The sequence below is a fragment of the Granulicella mallensis MP5ACTX8 genome (assembly GCF_000178955.2).
Taxonomy (GTDB): Bacteria; Acidobacteriota; Terriglobia; order Terriglobales; family Acidobacteriaceae; genus Granulicella; species Granulicella mallensis.
Map to the genome: position 1 here is coordinate 653,606 of NC_016631.1, position 18,383 is coordinate 671,988.

Sequence of the window (18,383 nt, forward strand, 5' to 3'; positions counted from 1 at the left end):
AACGCTTCAACCTGTTCCCTAATTCCTGTCTCTGCTCTAGTGACCTTGCCAGACTGCGGCCCGCTTGGCCAGAAACGCTGTCAGGCCTTCCTGTTTGTCGGCGGTGCCACATAGCCGTCCGAAGATATCCGCCTCAGCACGCAGGCCTTCGGACAGTGGCAGTCCTTCGCCGCGTTCGACCGCTTCCAGCACGCCGGAGATGGCCAGCGGCGCCATCACGGCAATCGTCTCGGCGAGTTGCCGTGCGCGCGTCATCAGTTCCGCCGCGGGCACGACTTCTTCCACCAGACCGATCCGCAGGGCTTCATGGGCATCGACGATGCTTGCAGTCAGCATCATGCGCAGGGCCGCGCCGTGACCGATCAGACGCGTCAGCCGCTGCGTTCCTCCATAACCTGGGATGAGCCCCAGCTTGACCTCCGGCAGTCCGAGCCGCGCCTTGTCGCTGGCAATGCGCAGCGTACAGGCCAGGGCCAGTTCGCAGCCGCCGCCCAGCGCGACGCCGTTCACGCAGGCGATCACCGGCTTGCCGCAGCGCTCGATCTGCGCGAAGACCTGCTGCCCACGATCGGAGATCTGTCTGCCGGAGAGCGCATCGGTCTCAAGCAGGCCGCGAATATCCGCACCGGCAGCGAAGGCTCGGTCGCCTGAGCCGGTCAGCAGGATGACGCGCACGGCCTCATCACTCGCCAGCGTGCTGAAGGTGTGCACGAGTTCATCGAACATCGTGGCGTCGAGTGCGTGCAGTACCTCGGGGCGATCGAGAGTGACGGTCGCAATCGCGCCTTCACGTTCGTGCCGCAATGTCTTGTGACGAATTGGTTCGGACATAAAATCACCCCTCGATGTTCTGTGCAATCACAGCCTGTAGTCCCAAGCTGACGATACAATCGAACCTATGATTAAGGGAATTACATCGGTTGCGGCTATCGCTTCGGACGAAGGATTCGACAGGCTCAACAGCCTGTTTCGCGCATTGGGTTTTGAAGAAGGCAAGGGTTGGAACGACAGCTCCGGACGCGGTGCGGCGTTTCTCGCTCCGGTAGGCAATCTGGAGCTTGTTACCGGCCGTGCACCCGCCGTTCCGGGGCTGCTGGTCGAGGTCACACAGTTGGATGCTGTGTATGCTGCCGTGCAGGGCTGGCTTGCCGTACAGAGCGCGGAGAACGTCAGCGCCGCGAAACTCACCGAGGTTGCGCCGACGCATTGGAACTCGCGCATCTTCACGGTCGATCTTGCGCCCGGGTTACAGCTTGGTTTCTGGGAGTCGGAGAATCCGCTCCACAACCGTCCGATCGCCGTGGAAGGCGATCTTTCGGCGGCAGGCAAGAAGTTCGCGATCGTCGTCGCCCGCTGGAACGCGGTGATCACCGATCGCCTGTTGCAGGGCTCGCTCGATGCGCTGCATCGCAGTGGTTGTGCGAAGGACGACGTCGAGATTGTGCGCGTCCCCGGCGCGTGGGAGATTCCCTCCGCCGCACGCACGCTGGCTGAGTCGAAACGCTTTGCCGGAGTGATCACCCTGGGTGTTCTGCTGCGTGGTGAGACGGCGCACTATGAGGCCATCTACACCGAGGTCGCGCGCGGGATTGGGCAGTCGCAGCAGGAGACCGGCATTCCTCATGGCTTTGGTGTTCTTACCTGCGAGACGCTCGAACAGGCGCTTGACCGCGCCGGACTGAAGGCCGGGAACAAGGGCTTCGAGGCGGCGATTGCGGTCATCGAGATGGCGTCGATTCAGGGCAAGCTGGCAGGGAAGAACTAATGGGCACTCGTCGCAAGTCCCGTGAGTTAGCCATGCAGATGCTCTTCCAGGGTGACCTCGGCAAGCAGAAGCCGGAAGAGGTCGAGGAGTTGTTCTGGGCGTCGCGCGAAGATGTCGATGATGAGACGCGTGGCTTTGCCGACGATCTCCATCGCCTCGCTACGCAACGCGAGGACGAGGTCGATGCGCTGATCCAGAAGCATGCGCAGAACTGGCGGCTGGAGCGTATGCCGGTCGTCGACCGTAACCTGCTGCGCACAGCTGTCGCGGAGATGGTGGGATATCCCAAGACACCCGCTGCGGTCATCATCAATGAGACGCTGGAGATCGCCCGCCGCTATGCCGCACCGGAGAGCATTCACTTTCTGAATGGTGTTCTGGATGCGATCGGACGCGAGTTACTGGAAGTCCGGTTGAAGCTATAAAAAGCAGCAAAACAGAGCCTGAAAACAGCGTACAGGGAATCAGGAAACAACAAGCACCGCAATAAGAAAGGCCCTCCGATTCGGAGGGCCTTTCTTATTGCAGTGCTTGTGCTTACAGCGTGGTGGACTTCTTCGGACGCTGTACCAGCAGGTTGGGTGTGCCGACCGTGACATTGGCCGGGCAGGGAGGACTGGCGACGATATAGGTGCTACCGGTTGCGCAGGGGAGGTTCGGAACAATCGGCGTGCCTGAATCGGCTGCCGTTGGCGTTGCACCACTTGAGTTGACTGCGATGGTGTGAACCAGATTGTCCCCAGATGTCCCGACATAGAAGTTCAGGTTGTCGGTGCTGAAGACACCTGCCACAGGAGCCAGACTCGCTCCGCCTGTCAGGGTGACGGGAGTGATCGTGCCCTTGCCGCCTGAGCTGGGGATGAGGTACATCGGCAGAATTCCGCTTGAACCCATGTAGGTAACGAACGATACCGTCGAGCTGCTCGCAGGGACTACACCGGTAATGCTGGTGGCTGTAACACCCGTAAGCGGATAGGTCATCGCCGAACTGGTGAAGTAATTCGGTGGGACGACCGTGGGGCACGCCTGGAGGGTTGTAATCCCATTTTGTGAAGTGGTAGGCGTCGTAACGCTGATGTCCGAGAGAACCAATCCCGAAGCCTGCGCTCCGAGGATATGCTTGCCATCTGCCGTTGCAGCCAGGCGATCGGTCAGGGCGGTTGCATTGGTATCGGCTATCGGATACAGAGTATTGGTGGCGATAGGAGGAGTCCCGAGGCCAAAGGTGGTGCTGGAGCAATAGCTGCGGCCCTCGGTGCTCTTATCCCCGGCAAAGTAGGCTCCAATAGCCGGGACCATCACCGCTACGTCGTTGTAGGGCTGATCCGGCGTAATTGCCGTCCAGCCGTTGAAGATCGAGTGCACCAGCAACTGCGTGGGGCCCAGTGTATTAGGGACAGAGGACTGAGCGGTTCCGGTGATGTAAACAGTCTGGCTGTCAGGAGACCATTCCGCGTGGGTTCCAACACCGTTATAGGTCGCTGTGATGGTGCCCGTGCTGGAGATTAGTGAAACTGTCTGCCGCGTAGGGTCTGTTACCGCCAGTGTTGAACCATCGGGTGAAACGGCAAGTACTGAGCCGACGACGTTGGTATTAACCGAAGACACTGAATTGCTCGCCGTAGCGAATGTCATGAGTGCCTGGGTGCTGCCCATATAGATGGTTGTGCCGTCCTGGGTGATCACCATCGAGTTCGGGACGTACGGCAACTTGATCAGGGGAGGCTGCTGGTTGGTAGTGAAATCCAACGGGTAGAGATACTGCGACTGCATACTGGCGACATACAGCACCGTAGAACTGTTGGCGACGGTGTTGACGGTAATGCCGTTAGAAGTAATTGGCTTGCCATTGCCGTTCAGTCCAATCTGGCTGAAGGGAGAGGGGTTGCAGGTGCCCGGTTGGCAGACAGCGGTAATGGTCGCCGACCCCGGGAATATCGGGGTAACTGTGGCTGCGCCCGGAAGTGTCTCCGGGGTGGTCGAGGTGTACTCCAGCTGAAGTCCCGTGATGGGCAGCCCGTGTGTATCCAGCACCTGGGTTGTGAACGGTTGGGTGTTGTTCAGGGCGACGCTGATGGGCCCCTGGGGATTGGGCTGTCCCTGAGCGGTGAGGACGATCGACGCCGGCGGACAGGTAGAGAAGTACCCTGCGGTGTCGGCCGAACCTGAACTCGAGACGGTAGCTGTGATGGTGGCCGAACCAGGCTGTTGCGCTGTGGCTACGCCACTCTCGTCAATGGTGACGACGTTATTCGTTCCCTGCGCGGCAAAGCTCAGGTTGCCTACGTCACAGGTGATGTTGTCGGCTGGGTTGGTCGTTCCATTGGTGTAGACCTTTGCCACGAGCCTGGCAGTCTGGGTCTGCGAAAGGCAACCGGTTCCGTCGTAGATGGTGTTCGTAGAAGGAGCGGTGGTGGCCGTCGGGCAGCACTCGCTGGAGGGATCCGTTACGGTTGGATCTGGCCCGTTTGGGCACGTCCCGCCTCCAATGGTGACGCTGGTTACCGTCGGATGCACGTAGACGGGAATCGCGTTGCTGGTAGCACCGTTGGCCGTGGCCGTAACGAAGTACAGGTGATTCGACGAAGGTACCTTCGGGGCAGTGCAGGTGGTGAAATCCTGAATACCTGAGCCCGAATTGCGGTTCCAGGAGCCGGCGCATACCGAACCGGTTCCGGGATTGATGTCAGCATTGGTCAACGACGTATCCGAGGTGGCATAGACAAACGACTTGACAGAAACAGCATTGCCTTTGCAGTCGATGGCGTTCGCATTGAGTGCCTGACCGATCTGGCCATAGCTGAGCGACTCGTCGGTTGTCGCCAACGTTGCCGATAACGTAATACTCGCGACCTGTCCAACGACCGGGCCGGAGTCCAGGCCGTTGCAGAATTGCGCAGGCGTACTCTTGCTGCAACCGGCCACAGACAGGCCGAAAGGCACAGTAAAGAAAATAAGAACCAACAGACTGACTAACCGCCGCACTCAGACCTCCCCGTCCAACCGGAACTCAAGCTGAACGGTCTAACCGCCAACCGCTGAAACTCCGAGTGTCCAGTTTAGGGGTTGGACGGGCCACGAGCAAATGGGAAAGGTAGAAATAGCAAACAGCCAATAGGAAACAGCGAAAATTGGGGTTCTCTGGCGGTCGCAGATACTCCCCAACTCTCGCTGTTGCCTGGTTGCTACTCCTCGTTTACTGCTTTTCCGGCATGTTCTCCGCGAACCACTTCACTTCGCGCTCCTTGCGGTCGCGAATGTGATCGGGGTTCCGGAAGCCGTGGCCCTCATTCGGATAGATCACGAGCTGTGTTTTGACACCCAGATCGCGCAGCGCGTGCCAGAACTCGAAGCTCTGCGGCGCGGGGCACTCGCCATCGCGATCGCCCACGATGACGAGCGTCGGTGTCTTCACATTCTTGATGTAGGTGATCGCCGAGCTCTTCGCGTAAACCGCCGGATCGTCATAGACGCTGGCGCCGAAGAACGGAATCATCCACTGGTCAATAGAGTTTTCGCCGTAGTAACTCAGCCAGTCGCTCAGCCCTGCGCCCGCAATGGCAGCGCGGAAGCGATGGGTCTGCGTGACGGCGAACATGGTCATGAAGCCTCCGTAGCTCCAGCCTGTCAGTCCCTCGCGGTTCTTGTCGACGGAGACCTTCGCCTCGACAGCATCCATGCCTTTGAGGATGTCGCGGAGGTCGCCATAGCCGAAGTCCTTGCGGTTGGCCTGCACGAAGGCTTCGCCCTGGCCAAAGCTGCCGCGCGGATTCGGCTGGAATTCAAAATAGCCTTCCTCAGCCCATGATGAGCCGCCCCAGCGCGAGCCGGTCGAGGCCGAGGGGCCGCCGTGCACGGTCACGATCATCGGATATTTTTTGGCTGGGTTGTAGTTCTTCGGATAGGTCAACCAGCCCTGCACGTGGAGGCCTTCGTTCTCCCACTCGATGGACTCGGTACGTGCGAGCGGCCTTGCGCCGTCGTTCAGGTGCGTCATCTGGCGAAGAGCGTCGCCGGTGCCGGCCCACAGCTCTGGCGCCATGTCGTGCCCACTCTTCACAAAGGCCAGAACGCCATTGCTGGAGAAGCCGACGGCGTCCTTGATCTGCCCGCCGCTGACCGTCGCTTCACCCAGGTCGATGACGCTGTCCGGAATCATCGACCGTGTGGCGACGTTGTAGTCCGATAGCACGGTGTGGCCGCGGCGGTCTTCGACGAAGCCGATGCTCTTGTCGTTAATCCAGGCTTCGAAACCGGGGGTGCCGTCGATGTTGGGGGTGATGTCGGTGGGGTCGCCGCCCTTCACGTCAACGACCCAGACATCGCCGCCGGTGGAGCCCTGATCGCTCATCAGGCCACCGATAAGGGCGATACGCTTGCCGTCCGGCGACCAGCGGGGAACGGCGATCTGGAGGCCATGCAGAGGACCGGTGACGGTGTTCGGATCCAGGACAACGACCGGTTCCTGATGCGGCTGTTCGCCGCGTGGAAGAACGGTCTGGGCATAGAGCTTTGCGACCCACCAGTTGTTCTCTCCCGGAGGATTCGCGGCGATGAAGGCCACTTGCCGGGAGTCAGGCGACCAGGCAAATTCGTAGACGTGCAGGCTGGGGGCTGTCTCCCAGTTCTCCTGCCCATCGGTGGTACTGACGGCGTAAACCTGCTGAATCTCTACGCCATCTTCGCCGATGACGCCGTCCCACGGCTTCATCGCGTCGAGCGCGCCGGCCGAGCGTGTAGCGTTCTTCACGAACAGAAAGGCGATCTGCTTGCCATCCGGCGACCAGGCAGGCTGTTCGATGTTTCCTGTCACATGCGTGAGCTGCTTGATCTCGCCTGTTGCTTTGGACCACAGAAAGATCTGTTCCTGGTCCGTCTTGGCATCCTTGCCGGTGCAGGATGAAGTAAAGGCCAACGTCTGGCTATCGGGCGACCAGACGGGGGACCCGCTGGCGCAGTCGCTGGTACCGTGTGGTGTGACCAGCTTGGCGTCGCCAAAGTGCGCCAGTTCTGCAACGTGGATCGTCGAGTCCTCACGGTCGCGTAGCGTCCACGCCAGGGTCGAACCATTGGGAGAGATTGCTACGGCTCCCGGAGCATTGACGCGTGCTGTCGCCTGCGTCAGGCCTGGAACTGTGGGGAGGAGAAAACAGGCTGCGAGGAGAGGCAGGCGGGTACAGCGCGACAATAAGTTCATGCACGAAAGCGTATCACCGAGGGAGTGTATTAATCAGAATCGATTCTCGATACCCGATGAAGCTGAATCTCACGCAGGACGGAGAACCCCATGCGCCGATAGAGCTCAATGGCGGTCCGGTTCGTCGAGACCACGTGCAGGCACGAGGTGCGACCGGCGTCGCGATGGTCCTGCAGCAACTGCGTCATGATTCGCGGCGCATAGCCTTTGCCGCGGTGTTCCGGATGGGTGCAGACGCCGCTGATCTCACGCCAGGGATTCATGATCATCCGCTCGCCTCCCATGGCGATCAGCTTTCCGTTCTCCCATACGCCGTAGTAACTGCCCATCAAGCAGGTACGGCTGCGAAAGAAGCCAGGAAAGGCAATCGAGGTGAGGTCCACCATGGCGGCTGCATCGGCACAGGTGAGTGGGGCAATTTCGAGGGGCTTCGTTTCAGGGAGGGCTGATGCCAAGGGGAAGGCCATCTGCAGGCAGGCAAAGGTGCCCTCCGAAAGCAGGCCAGCCACCTCCGGCGGTTTTTCATTGACTACATGGGTGGTCTCGCCGGGCAGAAGCAGGGAATGCAGCTCGCGGAACGCTTCGGGGGTGTTTTCGGCCACCGCGGCGAAGGGAGCGACATCCTGCGGGTACTTGCAGGCTCTTCCTGCGGTCAGAGCGAGCCCTTGATGGGTCGTCTGCAGCGCATTCCAGACCGGGTTGGCGAAGGGATCGATGCTCAAAATCAAGTAAATTCCTGTTACCAGCATAGCGGAGGCCGCAATTTCCTTGACGCCCCACCACTCTCTTGCTACAGTAAAAAGGTTCCGCGAGTATCCGGAACGTACCGTCAGCAAGAGGTTCTAGCGGCAGGCAAGGCTTCAGCGCCTGCGCTACACTGGATACAAGAGATATACCGCAGGATTCCCACGGATAGCAGATGAGGGGAGTCGGTAAGTCTGCGGTTGGCGTTAGCCTATCGATCGCGCCTGCGACACCCTCCACCTTGGACGGGCTATGTGGGCCGGAACAGCGAAACGGAGCCGGACTCGGAGCGATGCTCTGAAACTCTCGGTCACCGTCGACTGTTATTTGCCTTTGAGTAGTTGCAGTACACGCAGTGAGTAGTACGGCCGCGTGCAGGATTCAGAACTTCGCCGAGGCGTGTCCGCACGTCTCGCCTTCCGTGCGTTCATGCGCCGGAAGTAGCGCGATAGGAGCTGCCCTGCATCGAGCCCATAGCAAATTGGGCAATACCCGAAAGAATGTAGCCTCGGGTAGTTCCGAAGGAGTTTTACAGTGCCTACGTTTCATCAGCTCGTAAAGCAGGGCCGCACGCCGACCCGCTACAAGACCGCCTCGCCTGCGCTGCAGGGTTCGCCCCAGCGTCGTGGTGTTTGCACTCGCGTTTACACTCAGACCCCCAAGAAGCCGAACTCGGCGCTGCGTAAGGTTGCGCGTGTTCGCCTGACCAACGGTATTGAGGTCACCACCTATATCCCGGGCATCGGCCACAACCTGCAGGAGCACTCGATTGTGCTCATCCGCGGCGGCCGTGTGAAGGATCTGCCGGGTGTTCGTTATCACGTGGTTCGCGGAACGCTCGACTCGGTCGGCGTTGCCAACCGCAAGCAGAGCCGCTCGAAGTACGGCGCGAAGCGTCCGAAGGCTGCTGCCAAGTAAAGATTTGTGACCGGCCCGCAGGGAAGCAGATTCCCTGCGGGAATGACAAAAGAAAAGCAAGAACAGGCTCAGTTCGTGAGAAGTCACCGCGCTGAGGGAAGACGAGAAAGAAGAGAATGCCTAGAAAAGGTTACATTGCCAAGCGTGAAGTCGCAGCCGATCCGATTTACGGCTCGACCCTGGTTACGAAGTTCGTCAACAGCATGATGTGGGGTGGCAAGAAGTCCACCGCGCAGGGAATTTTCTACGAGGCGATGACCAACCTCGAAGCGAAGGGTGGCGATGAGGCCCTCAAGCTCTTCAAGAAGGCTGTCGAGAACGTCAAGCCCATGCTGGAAGTGAAGTCTCGCCGTGTTGGCGGTGCGAACTATCAGGTGCCGATCGAAGTCAATCCTGAGCGCCGTACCTCGCTGGCGATTCGCTGGCTCGTGACCTACGGTCGCGCCCGTGGCGAAAAGGGAATGGTTGAGAAGCTCACGGCTGAGCTGCTGGACGCGGCTAACGGCCGTGGCGCCGCGATGAAGAAGAAGGAAGACGTTCATCGTATGGCTGAAGCAAACAAGGCCTTCGCTCACTACCGCTGGTAGTTGCGGATTGGAAATAGGGGACAGGAGACAGCAAGACTCCTGCGCCGAATGAAGTTTGGCTGACCGCGAGCGCAAGTTCGCAGAAAAGATACGAATCGTGGCACGCACAGTACCTCTCGCAAAATGTCGGAATATTGGCATCATGGCTCACATCGACGCCGGCAAGACGACGACGACCGAGCGCATCCTCTTCTATACGGGTGTCAATCACCGTATCGGTGAGGTGCACGAGGGCACCGCAACCATGGACTGGATGGAGCAGGAGCAGGAGCGTGGCATTACGATCACCTCTGCTGCGACCACCTGCACCTGGAACGGTATTCGCATCAACATCATCGATACCCCGGGTCACGTGGACTTCACCGCTGAGGTGGAGCGTTCTCTGCGAGTGCTCGACGGCGCTTGCGCCTGCTTTGACTCTGTTCAGGGCGTGCAGCCCCAGTCGGAGACGGTGTGGCGCCAGGCTAACAAGTACAAGGTTCCCCGTATCTGCTTCATCAATAAGATGGACAAGGCCGGTGCGAACTTCGAATATGCCGTTTCGACCATCGTGAACCGCCTCGGCGCTCGCGCTGTGCCGATTCAGATTCCTATCGGCGAAGAGGCGAAGTTTGCCGGTGTCGTCGATCTCGTCGAGATGCGTGCCATTCTCTGGCATGACGAGACGATGGGTGCGAAGTACTCCGTCGAAGAGATTCCTGCCGGTCTCCGTGCGAATGCTGAGAAGCTCCGCGGCGAGTTGATCGAGGCGGTTGCCGACTCCGACGAAGAGGTCATGAACAAGTACCTCGAGGGCGAAGAGATCTCGATTGCAGAAATCAAGCGCGCCATTCGCAAGGCGACCATCGCGATGAACATCTTCCCGGTGCTCTGCGGTTCGTCCTTCAAGAACAAGGGTGTGCAGACGCTGCTCGACGCAGTTGTCGAGTATCTGCCCAGCCCGCTCGACGTTCCGCCTATCGAAGGCACCGAGCCTGGCGAGCCTGAGGTCAAGCTGGTTCGTCATGCCGACGATACCGAGCCTCTTGCTGCTCTCGGTTTCAAGATCATGACGGATCCGTTCGTCGGCCAGTTGATCTTTATCCGTATTTACTCGGGCGTGCTCAAGACCGGCGATTCGGTCCTGAATCCGCGTACCGGCAAGACCGAGCGCATCGGCCGCCTGCTGAAGATGCACGCCAACAAGCGTGAAGAGATTACCGAGATCATGGCGGGCGATATCTGCGCCGCTGTCGGTCTCAAGAACCTCAACACGGGCGACACGATCTGCAGCGATAAGGCTCCGATTCTTCTCGAGTCCATCGATTTCCCGGCACCGGTGATCGAGGTTGCTGTCGAGCCGAAGACCAAGGTCGACCAGGAAAAGATGGGCATGGCTCTGGCCAAGCTCGCGCAGGAAGATCCTACGTTCAAGGTTCGTACCGATATCACCAACGGCCAGACGATCATCTCCGGTATGGGTGAGCTTCACCTCGAGATCATCGTCGACCGCATGATGCGTGAGTACAAGGTCGAGGCCAACGTTGGTAAGCCCCAGGTGAACTACCGCGAGACGATCCGCTCCAACGGCGAAGCCGAAGGCAAGTACATTCGCCAGACGGGCGGTTCGGGTAACTACGGTCACGCGAAGATTCGCATCTCGCCGAACGAGCCGGGTAAGGGCTACGAGTTCTCCAACGATACCAAGGGCGGCACGATCCCCAAGGAGTACATCAAGCCGATCGACCAGGGTATTCAGGAAGCGATGCTCGGCGGTATCCTTGCCGGCTACGAGATGGTCGATATCAAGGTTTCGCTCTACGACGGCAGCTATCACGACGTCGACTCGAACGAAATGGCCTTCAAGATCGCCGGTTCGATGGCGTTCAAGGAAGCTGCTCGCAAGGCAAAGCCGGTTCTGCTCGAGCCTGTGATGGCGGTTGAAGTGACGGTTCCCGAGGAGTATATGGGAACCATCATCGGCGATTTGAACTCGCGCCGTGGCCGTATCGAAGGCATGGAGATGGTCGGCGGCGTTCAGGCGATCAAGGCTACAGTGCCACTGTCGAACATGTTCGGTTATGCCACTGCCATGCGTGGATCCACGCAGGGACGCGCGAACTTCTCGATGGAGTTCAAGCAGTACGAAGAGGCGCCGCGCTCGGTCTCGGAAGAGATCATCGCAAAGGTGCAGGGCAAAGATAAGTAAGTTCGTAGTAAGCCAGCCGCGCGCTGGAGCCGGTGATGTTTAGCCGGCGCGCGCAAAACGAAATTTGCAATACACCTAGACGGAGAGAGTCATGGCGAAGGAAAAGTTTGATCGCAGCAAACCGCATGTGAATATCGGTACGATTGGTCACATTGATCACGGCAAGACGACGCTGACGGCGGCGATTACGAAGGTATTGTCGAAGCACAACCCGAAGAACAGCTTCCGTTCGTTCGACACGATCGACAATGCTCCGGAAGAGCGCGAGCGCGGTATCACGATCTCGACCTCTCACGTAGAGTACGAGACGCCGAACCGTCACTATGCGCACGTAGATTGCCCGGGCCACGCCGACTACATCAAGAACATGATCACCGGCGCAGCGCAGATGGACGGCGCGATTCTCGTCGTTGCGGCCACGGATGGCCCGATGCCCCAGACCAAGGAGCACGTACTGTTGGCTCGCCAGGTAGGCGTGCCGTACATCGTGGTGTTCCTGAACAAGTGCGATGCCGTGGAAGACGAAGAGCTGATCGAGCTGGTCGAGATGGAAGTTCGCGAGTTGCTGTCGAAGTACGAGTACCCTGGCGACGAGACTCCGATCATCCGCGGTTCTGCTCTGGGCGCGCTGAATGGCGAAGCTCAGTGGGAAGCCAAGATCGACGAGCTGATGGCAGCGGTGGACAAGTACATTCCGCAGCCTGACCGCCTGGTCGACCTGCCGTTCCTGATGCCGATCGAAGACATCTTCTCGATCTCGGGTCGTGGAACCGTAGTAACAGGCCGTATCGAGCGCGGCAAGGTGAAGGTTGGCGAGGCGGCTGAGATTGTCGGGTTCCGCGATACGCAGAACACGGTGGTTACGGGCGTTGAGATGTTCAAGAAGCAGCTGGACGAAGGTCTGGCTGGTGACAACGCTGGACTGCTTCTGCGCGGTATCGCGAAGGAAGACGTGGAGCGCGGGATGGTTCTGGCCAAGCCGGGATCGATCAAGCCGCACACCCAGTTCAAGGGCGAGATCTACGTTCTGAGCAAGGAAGAAGGCGGACGTCACACTCCGTTCTTCAACGGCTACCGTCCCCAGTTCTACTTCCGCACCACGGACGTAACGGGATCGGCGAAGCTTCCTGAGGGAACCGAGATGGTGATGCCTGGCGATAACATCTCGCTGGAGATCACGCTGCACACCCCGGTGGCGATGGAGAAGGGCCTGCGCTTCGCGATCCGCGAAGGTGGCCGTACCGTCGGCGCGGGTACCATCTCCGAGATCATCAAGTAAGACTCTTCGATAAGAAGGTTTTGCTTCTCGGATAACAGATAACGAGGACTGCCGGTTCGCCAAGAGGTACGACGGCCGGCAGTCACTCCAAGCGTTCTTTGAATAAGAAAGAGATTCAGCATGGCACAGCAGCGCATTCGCATTCGTCTCAAGGCTTATGACTACCGCGTCCTGGACGTCTCCACCAGCGAGATCGTCGAGACGGCCAAGCGCACTGGCGCACAGGTTGCGGGACCGATTCCCCTGCCGACGATGAAGAACAAGTATTGCGTTCTGCGCTCGCCCCACGTCGACAAGAAGTCGCGCGAGGCCTTCGAGATCCGCACGCACAAGCGTCTGATCGACATCCTTGAGCCCACGCAGCAGACCGTCGACGCGCTCATGAAGCTCGACCTGCCGGCAGGTGTGGACGTAGAGATCAAGACGGTTACCAAGTAAGAGTTTTCGATTACAGGTTTTTACCTACAGTGCCGCGATCAACGCAGCATGATGAGGAAAGGGAAGTATGTCAGTTACAGGAATTCTCGGTAAGAAGATCGGCATGACGCAGTTGTTCGATGATCGCGGTGATATTCACCCGGTTACGGTGCTGAAGGTTGGCCCATGCGTTATCACGCAGCTCAAGACCCAGCAGACGGACGGCTACAGCGCCGCCCAGATCGGTCTCGTTGAGTTCGTCAAGGCTTCCAAGATCAACAAGGCCATGACCGGACACTTCGCGAAGTCGAATGTGCCTCCTGTCAGGGAGATCCGCGAAGTTCAGATCGAGTTCGTTGAAGAGGGTGAAGAGGCGCCGAAGGCAGGCGATCGCGTCACGGTTGAGATCTTCAATGAGACCCGTTTTGTCGACGTGATCGGCAACTCCAAGGGTCGCGGTTTTGCGGGCGTCATTCGCCGTCACGGTTTTGGTGGCGGTCCCAAGTCGCACGGTCATATGTTCCAGGTGCAGGGCTCTATCGGCGCTTCGTCGTTCCCCTCGCGCGTGTTCCCTGGTCAGCGTATGCCTGGCCACATGGGCACCAACCAGGTGACGGTTCGCAACCTCCGCATTCGCGGCATCGACGTAGAGGACAACCTCCTCCTCGTTGAGGGCGCGGTTCCCGGAGCTCGTGATGGATACGTTCTCGTTTCGAAGGCCGTTGCTCCGCCGCGTGAGCGTCGTGGATTTGCCGGTGCCGCTACGAAGGACGCGTTGAAGGCTTCCAAGAAGGCAGCAGCACCTAAGAAGAAGTAAGCATTCGTAAACCTCTGCTCGGGGAATAGACCGATACAGCAGACGAACAAAGTTAAGGCGCACCGCATCGATGGTGCGCACGAAGAGAGAAGAAGATGGCAAACATCAACGTAGTCAATCTCACGGGAGCCAAGGTCGGCGAGTTCGAGCTCGACGAGGTTTTCGCGGGAGAAGTAAACGAGGCTCTGCTCTGGGAGGCGGTCAAGCACTATCGCGCCAGCCTTCGTCAGGGTACGCACGCCACCAAGAATCGTAAGCTCGTCTCCGGCGCAGGTAAGAAGCTGTGGAAGCAGAAGGGCACGGGCCGTGCCCGCGTCGGTTCGATCCGCACTCCCCTCTGGCGTGGCGGCGGTACGGTCCACGGACCTCAGCCGCGCAGCTATGAGTATGCTTTCCCGCGCAAGAAGCTGATGGGCGCTCTGCGCTCGGCTATCGCTTCGAAGATTGCTGACGGCAAGTTCACCGTGGTTGAGAATTTCGATGTGAGCGAAGGCAAGACCAAGCTCTATCGCACCGCTCTGAACAAGCTCGAAGCGAAGAAGACCGCGCTCCTGGTGGAGACCTCGCAGCAGCTCAGCGAGAAGCTCTATCTCGGTTCGCGTAACCTTCAGGGTGTGGAGCTGGTGCTCTCGTCCGAGGTTCACCCCTACGATCTGCTCAAGTATGAGCACGCGATCTTCTCGAAGTCCGCGCTCGAGGCCCTGCAGGAGACGCTGAAGAAGTCCGTTTCCAAGCGCAAGCACGCTGAGAAGGAGGCTGCATAATGCCTACCGTTTATAACGTCATTCGTCGTCCGCTCATCACCGAGAAGGCCCTGACGAGCCGTGAAGTTGAAGGCTCGCTCGTATTCGAGGTTGCCGCCAATGCCAGCAAGACCGAGGTCAAGCAGGCTGTCGAGCACCTCTTCAACGTCAAGGTTGCGAGCATTCGCACCGCCAACGTTGTAGGCAAAGAGCGTCGTCGTGGCAAGTTCGCTGGTTTCCTCCCCGACTGGAAGAAGGCGTATGTCCGCCTGAAGGCCGGCGAGAAGGTTCCCGACTTCGCTGCAGAGATTTAGTACGAGTTGTCAGTTCTCAGTTCTCCGTTCTGAAGAAGATCGACTTAAAGCTGACAACGGACAACTGAGAACTGAGAACGATCCAGGCCAGGCGCGAGACCAATATGCGCCTGGCAGGCAAAGGAAGAAGCACCATGCCGATTAAGAGTTTCCGTCCGATTACGCCGACCCTCCGCTTCCAGACGAAGCTGGTCAATGACGATATCACGACCGATAAGCCGTATAAGCCGCTGCTGGCTGTAAAGCCGCGCACCGGCGGCCGTAACAACATGGGCAAGATGGTCATCCGCCACCAGGGCGGAGGCCACAAGCAGAAGCTGCGCCTCATCGACTTCAAGCGCGACAAGTACGGTATCCCCGGCACCGTCGCGACCGTTGAATACGATCCGAACCGCAGCTCTCGCATCGCGCTCATCAACTACGCGGACGGTGAGAAGCGCTACATCATTCAGCCGGTTGGGCTGAAGGTTGGGCAGAAGATCATGAGCGGCCCCGAGGCCGACATCCTGATCGGCAACGCCCTGCCGCTCAAGTTCATCCCTACCGGTACGATCGTTCATAACATCGAACTCCGTCCTGGCAAGGGTGCGCAGATGGCGCGTTCGGCCGGCGCACAGGTCAACCTGATCGCGAAGGAAGGCGACTACGCCCTCCTGAAGCTGCCCTCCGGCGAAACTCGCAAGGTACTCGTAGAGTGCATGGCGACGATCGGCCAGGTCGGCAACACCGATCACGAGAACGTCACGATCGGTAAGGCTGGACGCAACCGCTGGAAGGGCATTCGCCCGGCTAACCGCGGCGTCTCGATGAACCCGGTCGATCACCCGCACGGTGGTGGTGAAGGTAAGACCTCAGGTGGCCGTCACCCGGTTACGCCGTGGGGCCAGCCGACCCGTGGCTACAAGACTCGTAACAATAAGCGCACTGATACGTTCATCGTTCAGCGTCGCACGAAGTAACTCACAGCCCGGAGGAGCACCGCTAAAGCGGTGCAGACGGGCAAACACCAAGTCTCGGAACTCCTCACGAGATTCGTTGTATCGAGTACCCAGGAGTTCAAATGTCACGTTCGACAAAGAAAGGCCCGTTCATCGACGCTCACCTGATGGTGAAGATCGACACCATGAACGCCGCCAACGACAAGAAGGTCATCCGCACCTGGTCGCGCCGGTCCACCATCCATCCCGACATGGTTGGTCACACCATCGCTGTGCACAATGGGCGCAAGTTCATTCCGGTCTACTGCACCGAAAACATGGTTGGGCACAAGCTCGGCGAGTTCTCGGCTACCCGCACCTTCAAGGGCCACTCCGCGAAGGCTGGCGACACAGCGAAGGCGAAGTAAAAAAGATTTCGACAAAAGGCATTTGCTTTTTGTTCTAAGGATCAGCAATGGCAAAAGTAACAGCACCGAAAGCTCCCGAGTTCCGCGCCGAGGCCAAATTCCAGCGCGGCAGTCCGCAGAAGGCCAAGCTCGTGCTCGACCTCATCAAGGGTCAGCGCGTTGAGGCCGCCATCAACACGGTCGCGTTCACCAACAAGCGTTGGTCCCCGATCGTCGAGAAGGTACTGCGTTCGGCAGTGCAGAATGCCGTGTATCTCTCCGGCGAGCAGGGCCTGGACGTCGACGTCGATAACCTCTACGTCAAGACGGCTATCGCGAACGAAGGCCCTCGCATGAAGCGTATCCGCCCTGCTCCAATGGGACGCGCCTTCCGCTACCAGCGCCGTATCTCGCACATCATCATCACCGTAGCGGAGAAGAAGTCTGCTGCAACGGCTAACGTTGAGGCTCCAGCTGCACCGGCGAAGAAGACTGCCGGCAAGCCCGCCGCGAAGAAGGCCGCTACCAAGGCTCCAGCCAAGAAAGCTGCTGCCAAGAAGGCTCCAGCGAAGAAGGCTGCTGCTAAGTAGTTCAACGGGAATTTCAAGAAGCAATCGGTTGACTGAAGTTTAGAAAAGCAACCGATTGATTCTCTCTAACAGGTAATTTGCAGTATCAGCCGCGCCGGCTCAACCGGCTATGGCTCAGGTAAAGGGAAGCTATGGGACAGAAAGTCCATCCGTATGGATTCCGACTCGGCATCAACAAACCGTGGAAGTCGCGGTGGTTCACCGAGCGCGGTTTTGACAAGCTGCTGGTTGAGGATGTCAAGCTGAAGGCAGAGCTTCGTGAGAAGCTGAAGGCCGCCGGCGTCAGCTCCGTCGAGGTCGAGCGCCCCGGCAACAAGCTGCGCCTCATCATCCGCACCGCGCGTCCGGGTATCATCATCGGCCGCAAGGGCGCGGAGATCGATAAGCTCAAGGCCGATATCCAGAAGCGGACCAACCGCGAGGTCTTTATCGACATCCTCGAGGTTAACAAGCCGGAGCTCGATGCTCAGCTCGTCGCCGAGAACATCGCGCTGCAGCTCGAGAAGCGCGTTTCGTTCCGCCGTGCGATGCGTAAGAGCGTCGATTCGGCGCTGCGTTTCGGCTGCAAGGGCATCAAGGTCCGCGTTTCGGGCCGCCTGAACGGTAACGAAATCGCACGCTCGGAGTGGTATCTCCAGGGCCGTCTGCCGCTGCATACGCTGCGCGCCGACATCGACTACGGTTTTGCCGAGGCGCACACCACCTACGGCATCATCGGTGTCAAGACTTGGGTCTATCGCGGCGATATTTACGAGCAGAAGAAGCGTCGCGAACCGGCTCCTGTCACGACCGGCGCGTTCTAAATCTTTGCGGGAGATTTGCGGGCTGGATATGTCCGCAAATTTCCTGTAAACTTAACAAGCTTTGGCCCCGAGTCTGCGCGGCTACTTCCAGTGCAGAGACCCCGGCTGAATCATCCGACCCATTCGCGGACGTTTCATTGCAACATCACGCGGACGTTAGAAGGAATTCCTCATGCTTTTGCCCAAGAAGGTTAAATACCGCAAGCAGCAGCGCGGCCGCATGTGCGGCAAGGCGTGGCGCGGCTCCGACATCTCGTTTGGCGATTTTGGTCTCAAGGTTCTGGAGTGCGGCTACATCACCGACCGCCAGATCGAGGCCTCTCGTATCGCCATGACGCGTTTCATCAAGCGTGGCGGCAAGGTCTGGCTGCGTCTCTTCCCGGACAAGCCCATCACTAAGAAGCCTGCCGAAACCCGTATGGGTAAGGGCAAGGGTGCTCCGGATCACTGGGTCGCCGTCGTTCGTCCGGGCAAGATTTTGTTCGAGATGGAAGGCGTTCCGGTTGAGCTTGCGAAGGAAGCTATGCGTCTCGCGGCGCACAAGCTGCCGCTCAAGACCACCTTCGTCGTTCGCCCCGGCATGAAGACCGAAGTGGCCGCCAAGTAGCTTTTATTTTGCATCTCTGGTTGCCTGCTCCAAGCGCCGTATGGAACCTGTTCTACCTCGCTTGCAGTGGCAACAACATAGAAGGAAGTC

Annotated in this window: 19 protein-coding genes; 15 read left to right on the top strand and 4 right to left on the bottom strand. The window is 59.0% G+C overall.

Features of this window, described 5'->3' with window-relative positions; translation table 11 throughout:
• Nucleotides 1-36: 36 nt before the first annotated feature.
• The gene (locus tag ACIX8_RS02780) at nucleotides 37-831 is read right to left on the bottom strand and encodes an enoyl-CoA hydratase/isomerase family protein (RefSeq protein ID WP_014263796.1); all 795 of its coding nucleotides are present in this window, start codon (nucleotides 829-831) and stop codon (nucleotides 37-39) included.
• Between the two features lie 67 nt (nucleotides 832-898).
• Between ACIX8_RS02780 and ribH the strand changes: the two genes are divergently transcribed.
• Together ribH and nusB are read left to right on the top strand one after the other, a co-directional pair.
• A complete protein-coding gene (gene ribH / locus ACIX8_RS02785) occupies nucleotides 899-1,765 on the top strand; it encodes a 6,7-dimethyl-8-ribityllumazine synthase (RefSeq protein ID WP_014263797.1) in 867 nt (288 codons plus the stop codon).
• Nucleotides 1,765-2,190 carry a transcription antitermination factor NusB gene (gene nusB / locus ACIX8_RS02790; protein ID WP_014263798.1) on the top strand — a complete coding sequence of 142 codons (426 nt, stop codon included), beginning with the start codon at nucleotides 1,765-1,767 and terminating at the stop codon, nucleotides 2,188-2,190. Before ribH ends, nusB begins: the two co-directional genes overlap by 1 nt.
• Nucleotides 2,191-2,302: 112 nt before the next feature.
• Here the strand turns inward: nusB and ACIX8_RS02795 are convergent, their stop codons facing one another.
• From ACIX8_RS02795 to ACIX8_RS02805, 3 genes are all read right to left on the bottom strand, one after another.
• Complete coding sequence (locus ACIX8_RS02795; protein ID WP_014263799.1) at nucleotides 2,303-4,750, bottom strand: hypothetical protein; 2,448 nt, start codon at nucleotides 4,748-4,750, stop codon at nucleotides 2,303-2,305.
• Between the two features lie 211 nt (nucleotides 4,751-4,961).
• Complete coding sequence (locus tag ACIX8_RS02800; RefSeq protein ID WP_014263800.1) at nucleotides 4,962-6,962, bottom strand: S9 family peptidase; 2,001 nt, start codon at nucleotides 6,960-6,962, stop codon at nucleotides 4,962-4,964.
• A gap of 29 nt (nucleotides 6,963-6,991) precedes the next feature.
• The gene (locus tag ACIX8_RS02805; RefSeq protein WP_190273740.1) at nucleotides 6,992-7,690 is read right to left on the bottom strand and encodes a GNAT family N-acetyltransferase; all 699 of its coding nucleotides are present in this window, start codon (nucleotides 7,688-7,690) and stop codon (nucleotides 6,992-6,994) included.
• Between the two features lie 550 nt (nucleotides 7,691-8,240).
• On the opposite strand from ACIX8_RS02805, the gene rpsL reads away from it, so the two are divergent.
• The 13 genes from rpsL (at nucleotide 8,241) to rplP (ending at nucleotide 18,293) form a co-directional block, all read left to right on the top strand.
• A complete protein-coding gene (gene rpsL / locus ACIX8_RS02810; protein WP_014263802.1) occupies nucleotides 8,241-8,624 on the top strand; it encodes a 30S ribosomal protein S12 in 384 nt (127 codons plus the stop codon).
• A 116-nt stretch (nucleotides 8,625-8,740) separates the two neighbouring features.
• Entirely contained in the window at nucleotides 8,741-9,211 is a 471-nt protein-coding gene (gene rpsG / locus ACIX8_RS02815; RefSeq protein ID WP_014263803.1) for a 30S ribosomal protein S7, read from the top strand.
• 97 nt (nucleotides 9,212-9,308) lie between these two features.
• Nucleotides 9,309-11,399: an elongation factor G gene (gene fusA / locus ACIX8_RS02820; protein ID WP_014263804.1), complete on the top strand. Its 2,091-nt coding sequence runs from the start codon at nucleotides 9,309-9,311 to the stop codon at nucleotides 11,397-11,399.
• A gap of 91 nt (nucleotides 11,400-11,490) precedes the next feature.
• On the top strand, nucleotides 11,491-12,678 hold the full coding sequence (gene tuf / locus ACIX8_RS02825) for an elongation factor Tu (protein WP_014263805.1): 1,188 nt from the start codon (nucleotides 11,491-11,493) through the stop codon (nucleotides 12,676-12,678).
• Nucleotides 12,679-12,798: 120 nt separating this feature from the next.
• Nucleotides 12,799-13,116, top strand: coding sequence for a 30S ribosomal protein S10 (gene rpsJ / locus ACIX8_RS02830; RefSeq protein ID WP_014263806.1), 318 nt, complete (start codon nucleotides 12,799-12,801; stop codon nucleotides 13,114-13,116).
• Nucleotides 13,117-13,183: 67 nt separating this feature from the next.
• A complete protein-coding gene (gene rplC, locus ACIX8_RS02835) occupies nucleotides 13,184-13,912 on the top strand; it encodes a 50S ribosomal protein L3 (protein ID WP_014263807.1) in 729 nt (242 codons plus the stop codon).
• Nucleotides 13,913-14,007: 95 nt separating this feature from the next.
• On the top strand, nucleotides 14,008-14,676 hold the full coding sequence (gene rplD / locus ACIX8_RS02840) for a 50S ribosomal protein L4 (RefSeq protein WP_014263808.1): 669 nt from the start codon (nucleotides 14,008-14,010) through the stop codon (nucleotides 14,674-14,676).
• A complete protein-coding gene (locus ACIX8_RS02845) occupies nucleotides 14,676-14,969 on the top strand; it encodes a 50S ribosomal protein L23 (protein ID WP_014263809.1) in 294 nt (97 codons plus the stop codon). The genes rplD and ACIX8_RS02845 overlap by 1 nt, the downstream gene beginning before the upstream one ends.
• A 134-nt stretch (nucleotides 14,970-15,103) precedes the next feature.
• Nucleotides 15,104-15,928, top strand: coding sequence for a 50S ribosomal protein L2 (gene rplB, locus ACIX8_RS02850; RefSeq protein WP_014263810.1), 825 nt, complete (start codon nucleotides 15,104-15,106; stop codon nucleotides 15,926-15,928).
• A 101-nt stretch (nucleotides 15,929-16,029) separates the two neighbouring features.
• On the top strand, nucleotides 16,030-16,314 hold the full coding sequence (gene rpsS, locus ACIX8_RS02855) for a 30S ribosomal protein S19 (RefSeq protein ID WP_014263811.1): 285 nt from the start codon (nucleotides 16,030-16,032) through the stop codon (nucleotides 16,312-16,314).
• A 47-nt stretch (nucleotides 16,315-16,361) separates the two neighbouring features.
• Nucleotides 16,362-16,883, top strand: coding sequence for a 50S ribosomal protein L22 (gene rplV / locus ACIX8_RS02860; protein ID WP_014263812.1), 522 nt, complete (start codon nucleotides 16,362-16,364; stop codon nucleotides 16,881-16,883).
• A 131-nt stretch (nucleotides 16,884-17,014) separates the two neighbouring features.
• On the top strand, nucleotides 17,015-17,686 hold the full coding sequence (rpsC, locus tag ACIX8_RS02865; protein WP_014263813.1) for a 30S ribosomal protein S3: 672 nt from the start codon (nucleotides 17,015-17,017) through the stop codon (nucleotides 17,684-17,686).
• 172 nt (nucleotides 17,687-17,858) lie between these two features.
• The gene (rplP, locus tag ACIX8_RS02870; RefSeq protein ID WP_014263814.1) at nucleotides 17,859-18,293 is read left to right on the top strand and encodes a 50S ribosomal protein L16; all 435 of its coding nucleotides are present in this window, start codon (nucleotides 17,859-17,861) and stop codon (nucleotides 18,291-18,293) included.
• The last annotated feature ends 90 nt before the right edge of the window (nucleotides 18,294-18,383 follow it).

Excerpts from the sequence above, each read along its gene's own strand:
- ACIX8_RS02800 (WP_014263800.1), bottom strand. The coding sequence starts at position 6,962 with ATGAACTTATTGTCGCGCTGTACCCGCCTGCCTCTCCTCGCAGCCTGT.
- rpsJ (WP_014263806.1), top strand. The coding sequence starts at position 12,799 with ATGGCACAGCAGCGCATTCGCATTCGTCTCAAGGCTTATGACTACCGC.
- rplV (WP_014263812.1), top strand. The coding sequence starts at position 16,362 with ATGGCAAAAGTAACAGCACCGAAAGCTCCCGAGTTCCGCGCCGAGGCC.
- ribH (WP_014263797.1), top strand. The coding sequence starts at position 899 with ATGATTAAGGGAATTACATCGGTTGCGGCTATCGCTTCGGACGAAGGA.
- rplC (WP_014263807.1), top strand. The coding sequence starts at position 13,184 with ATGTCAGTTACAGGAATTCTCGGTAAGAAGATCGGCATGACGCAGTTG.
- rpsG (WP_014263803.1), top strand. The coding sequence starts at position 8,741 with ATGCCTAGAAAAGGTTACATTGCCAAGCGTGAAGTCGCAGCCGATCCG.
- tuf (WP_014263805.1), top strand. The coding sequence starts at position 11,491 with ATGGCGAAGGAAAAGTTTGATCGCAGCAAACCGCATGTGAATATCGGT.
- ACIX8_RS02780 (WP_014263796.1), bottom strand. The coding sequence starts at position 831 with ATGTCCGAACCAATTCGTCACAAGACATTGCGGCACGAACGTGAAGGC.
- rplP (WP_014263814.1), top strand. The coding sequence starts at position 17,859 with ATGCTTTTGCCCAAGAAGGTTAAATACCGCAAGCAGCAGCGCGGCCGC.
- rplB (WP_014263810.1), top strand. The coding sequence starts at position 15,104 with ATGCCGATTAAGAGTTTCCGTCCGATTACGCCGACCCTCCGCTTCCAG.
- rpsC (WP_014263813.1), top strand. The coding sequence starts at position 17,015 with ATGGGACAGAAAGTCCATCCGTATGGATTCCGACTCGGCATCAACAAA.
- ACIX8_RS02845 (WP_014263809.1), top strand. The coding sequence starts at position 14,676 with ATGCCTACCGTTTATAACGTCATTCGTCGTCCGCTCATCACCGAGAAG.
- rplD (WP_014263808.1), top strand. The coding sequence starts at position 14,008 with ATGGCAAACATCAACGTAGTCAATCTCACGGGAGCCAAGGTCGGCGAG.
- rpsS (WP_014263811.1), top strand. The coding sequence starts at position 16,030 with ATGTCACGTTCGACAAAGAAAGGCCCGTTCATCGACGCTCACCTGATG.
- nusB (WP_014263798.1), top strand. The coding sequence starts at position 1,765 with ATGGGCACTCGTCGCAAGTCCCGTGAGTTAGCCATGCAGATGCTCTTC.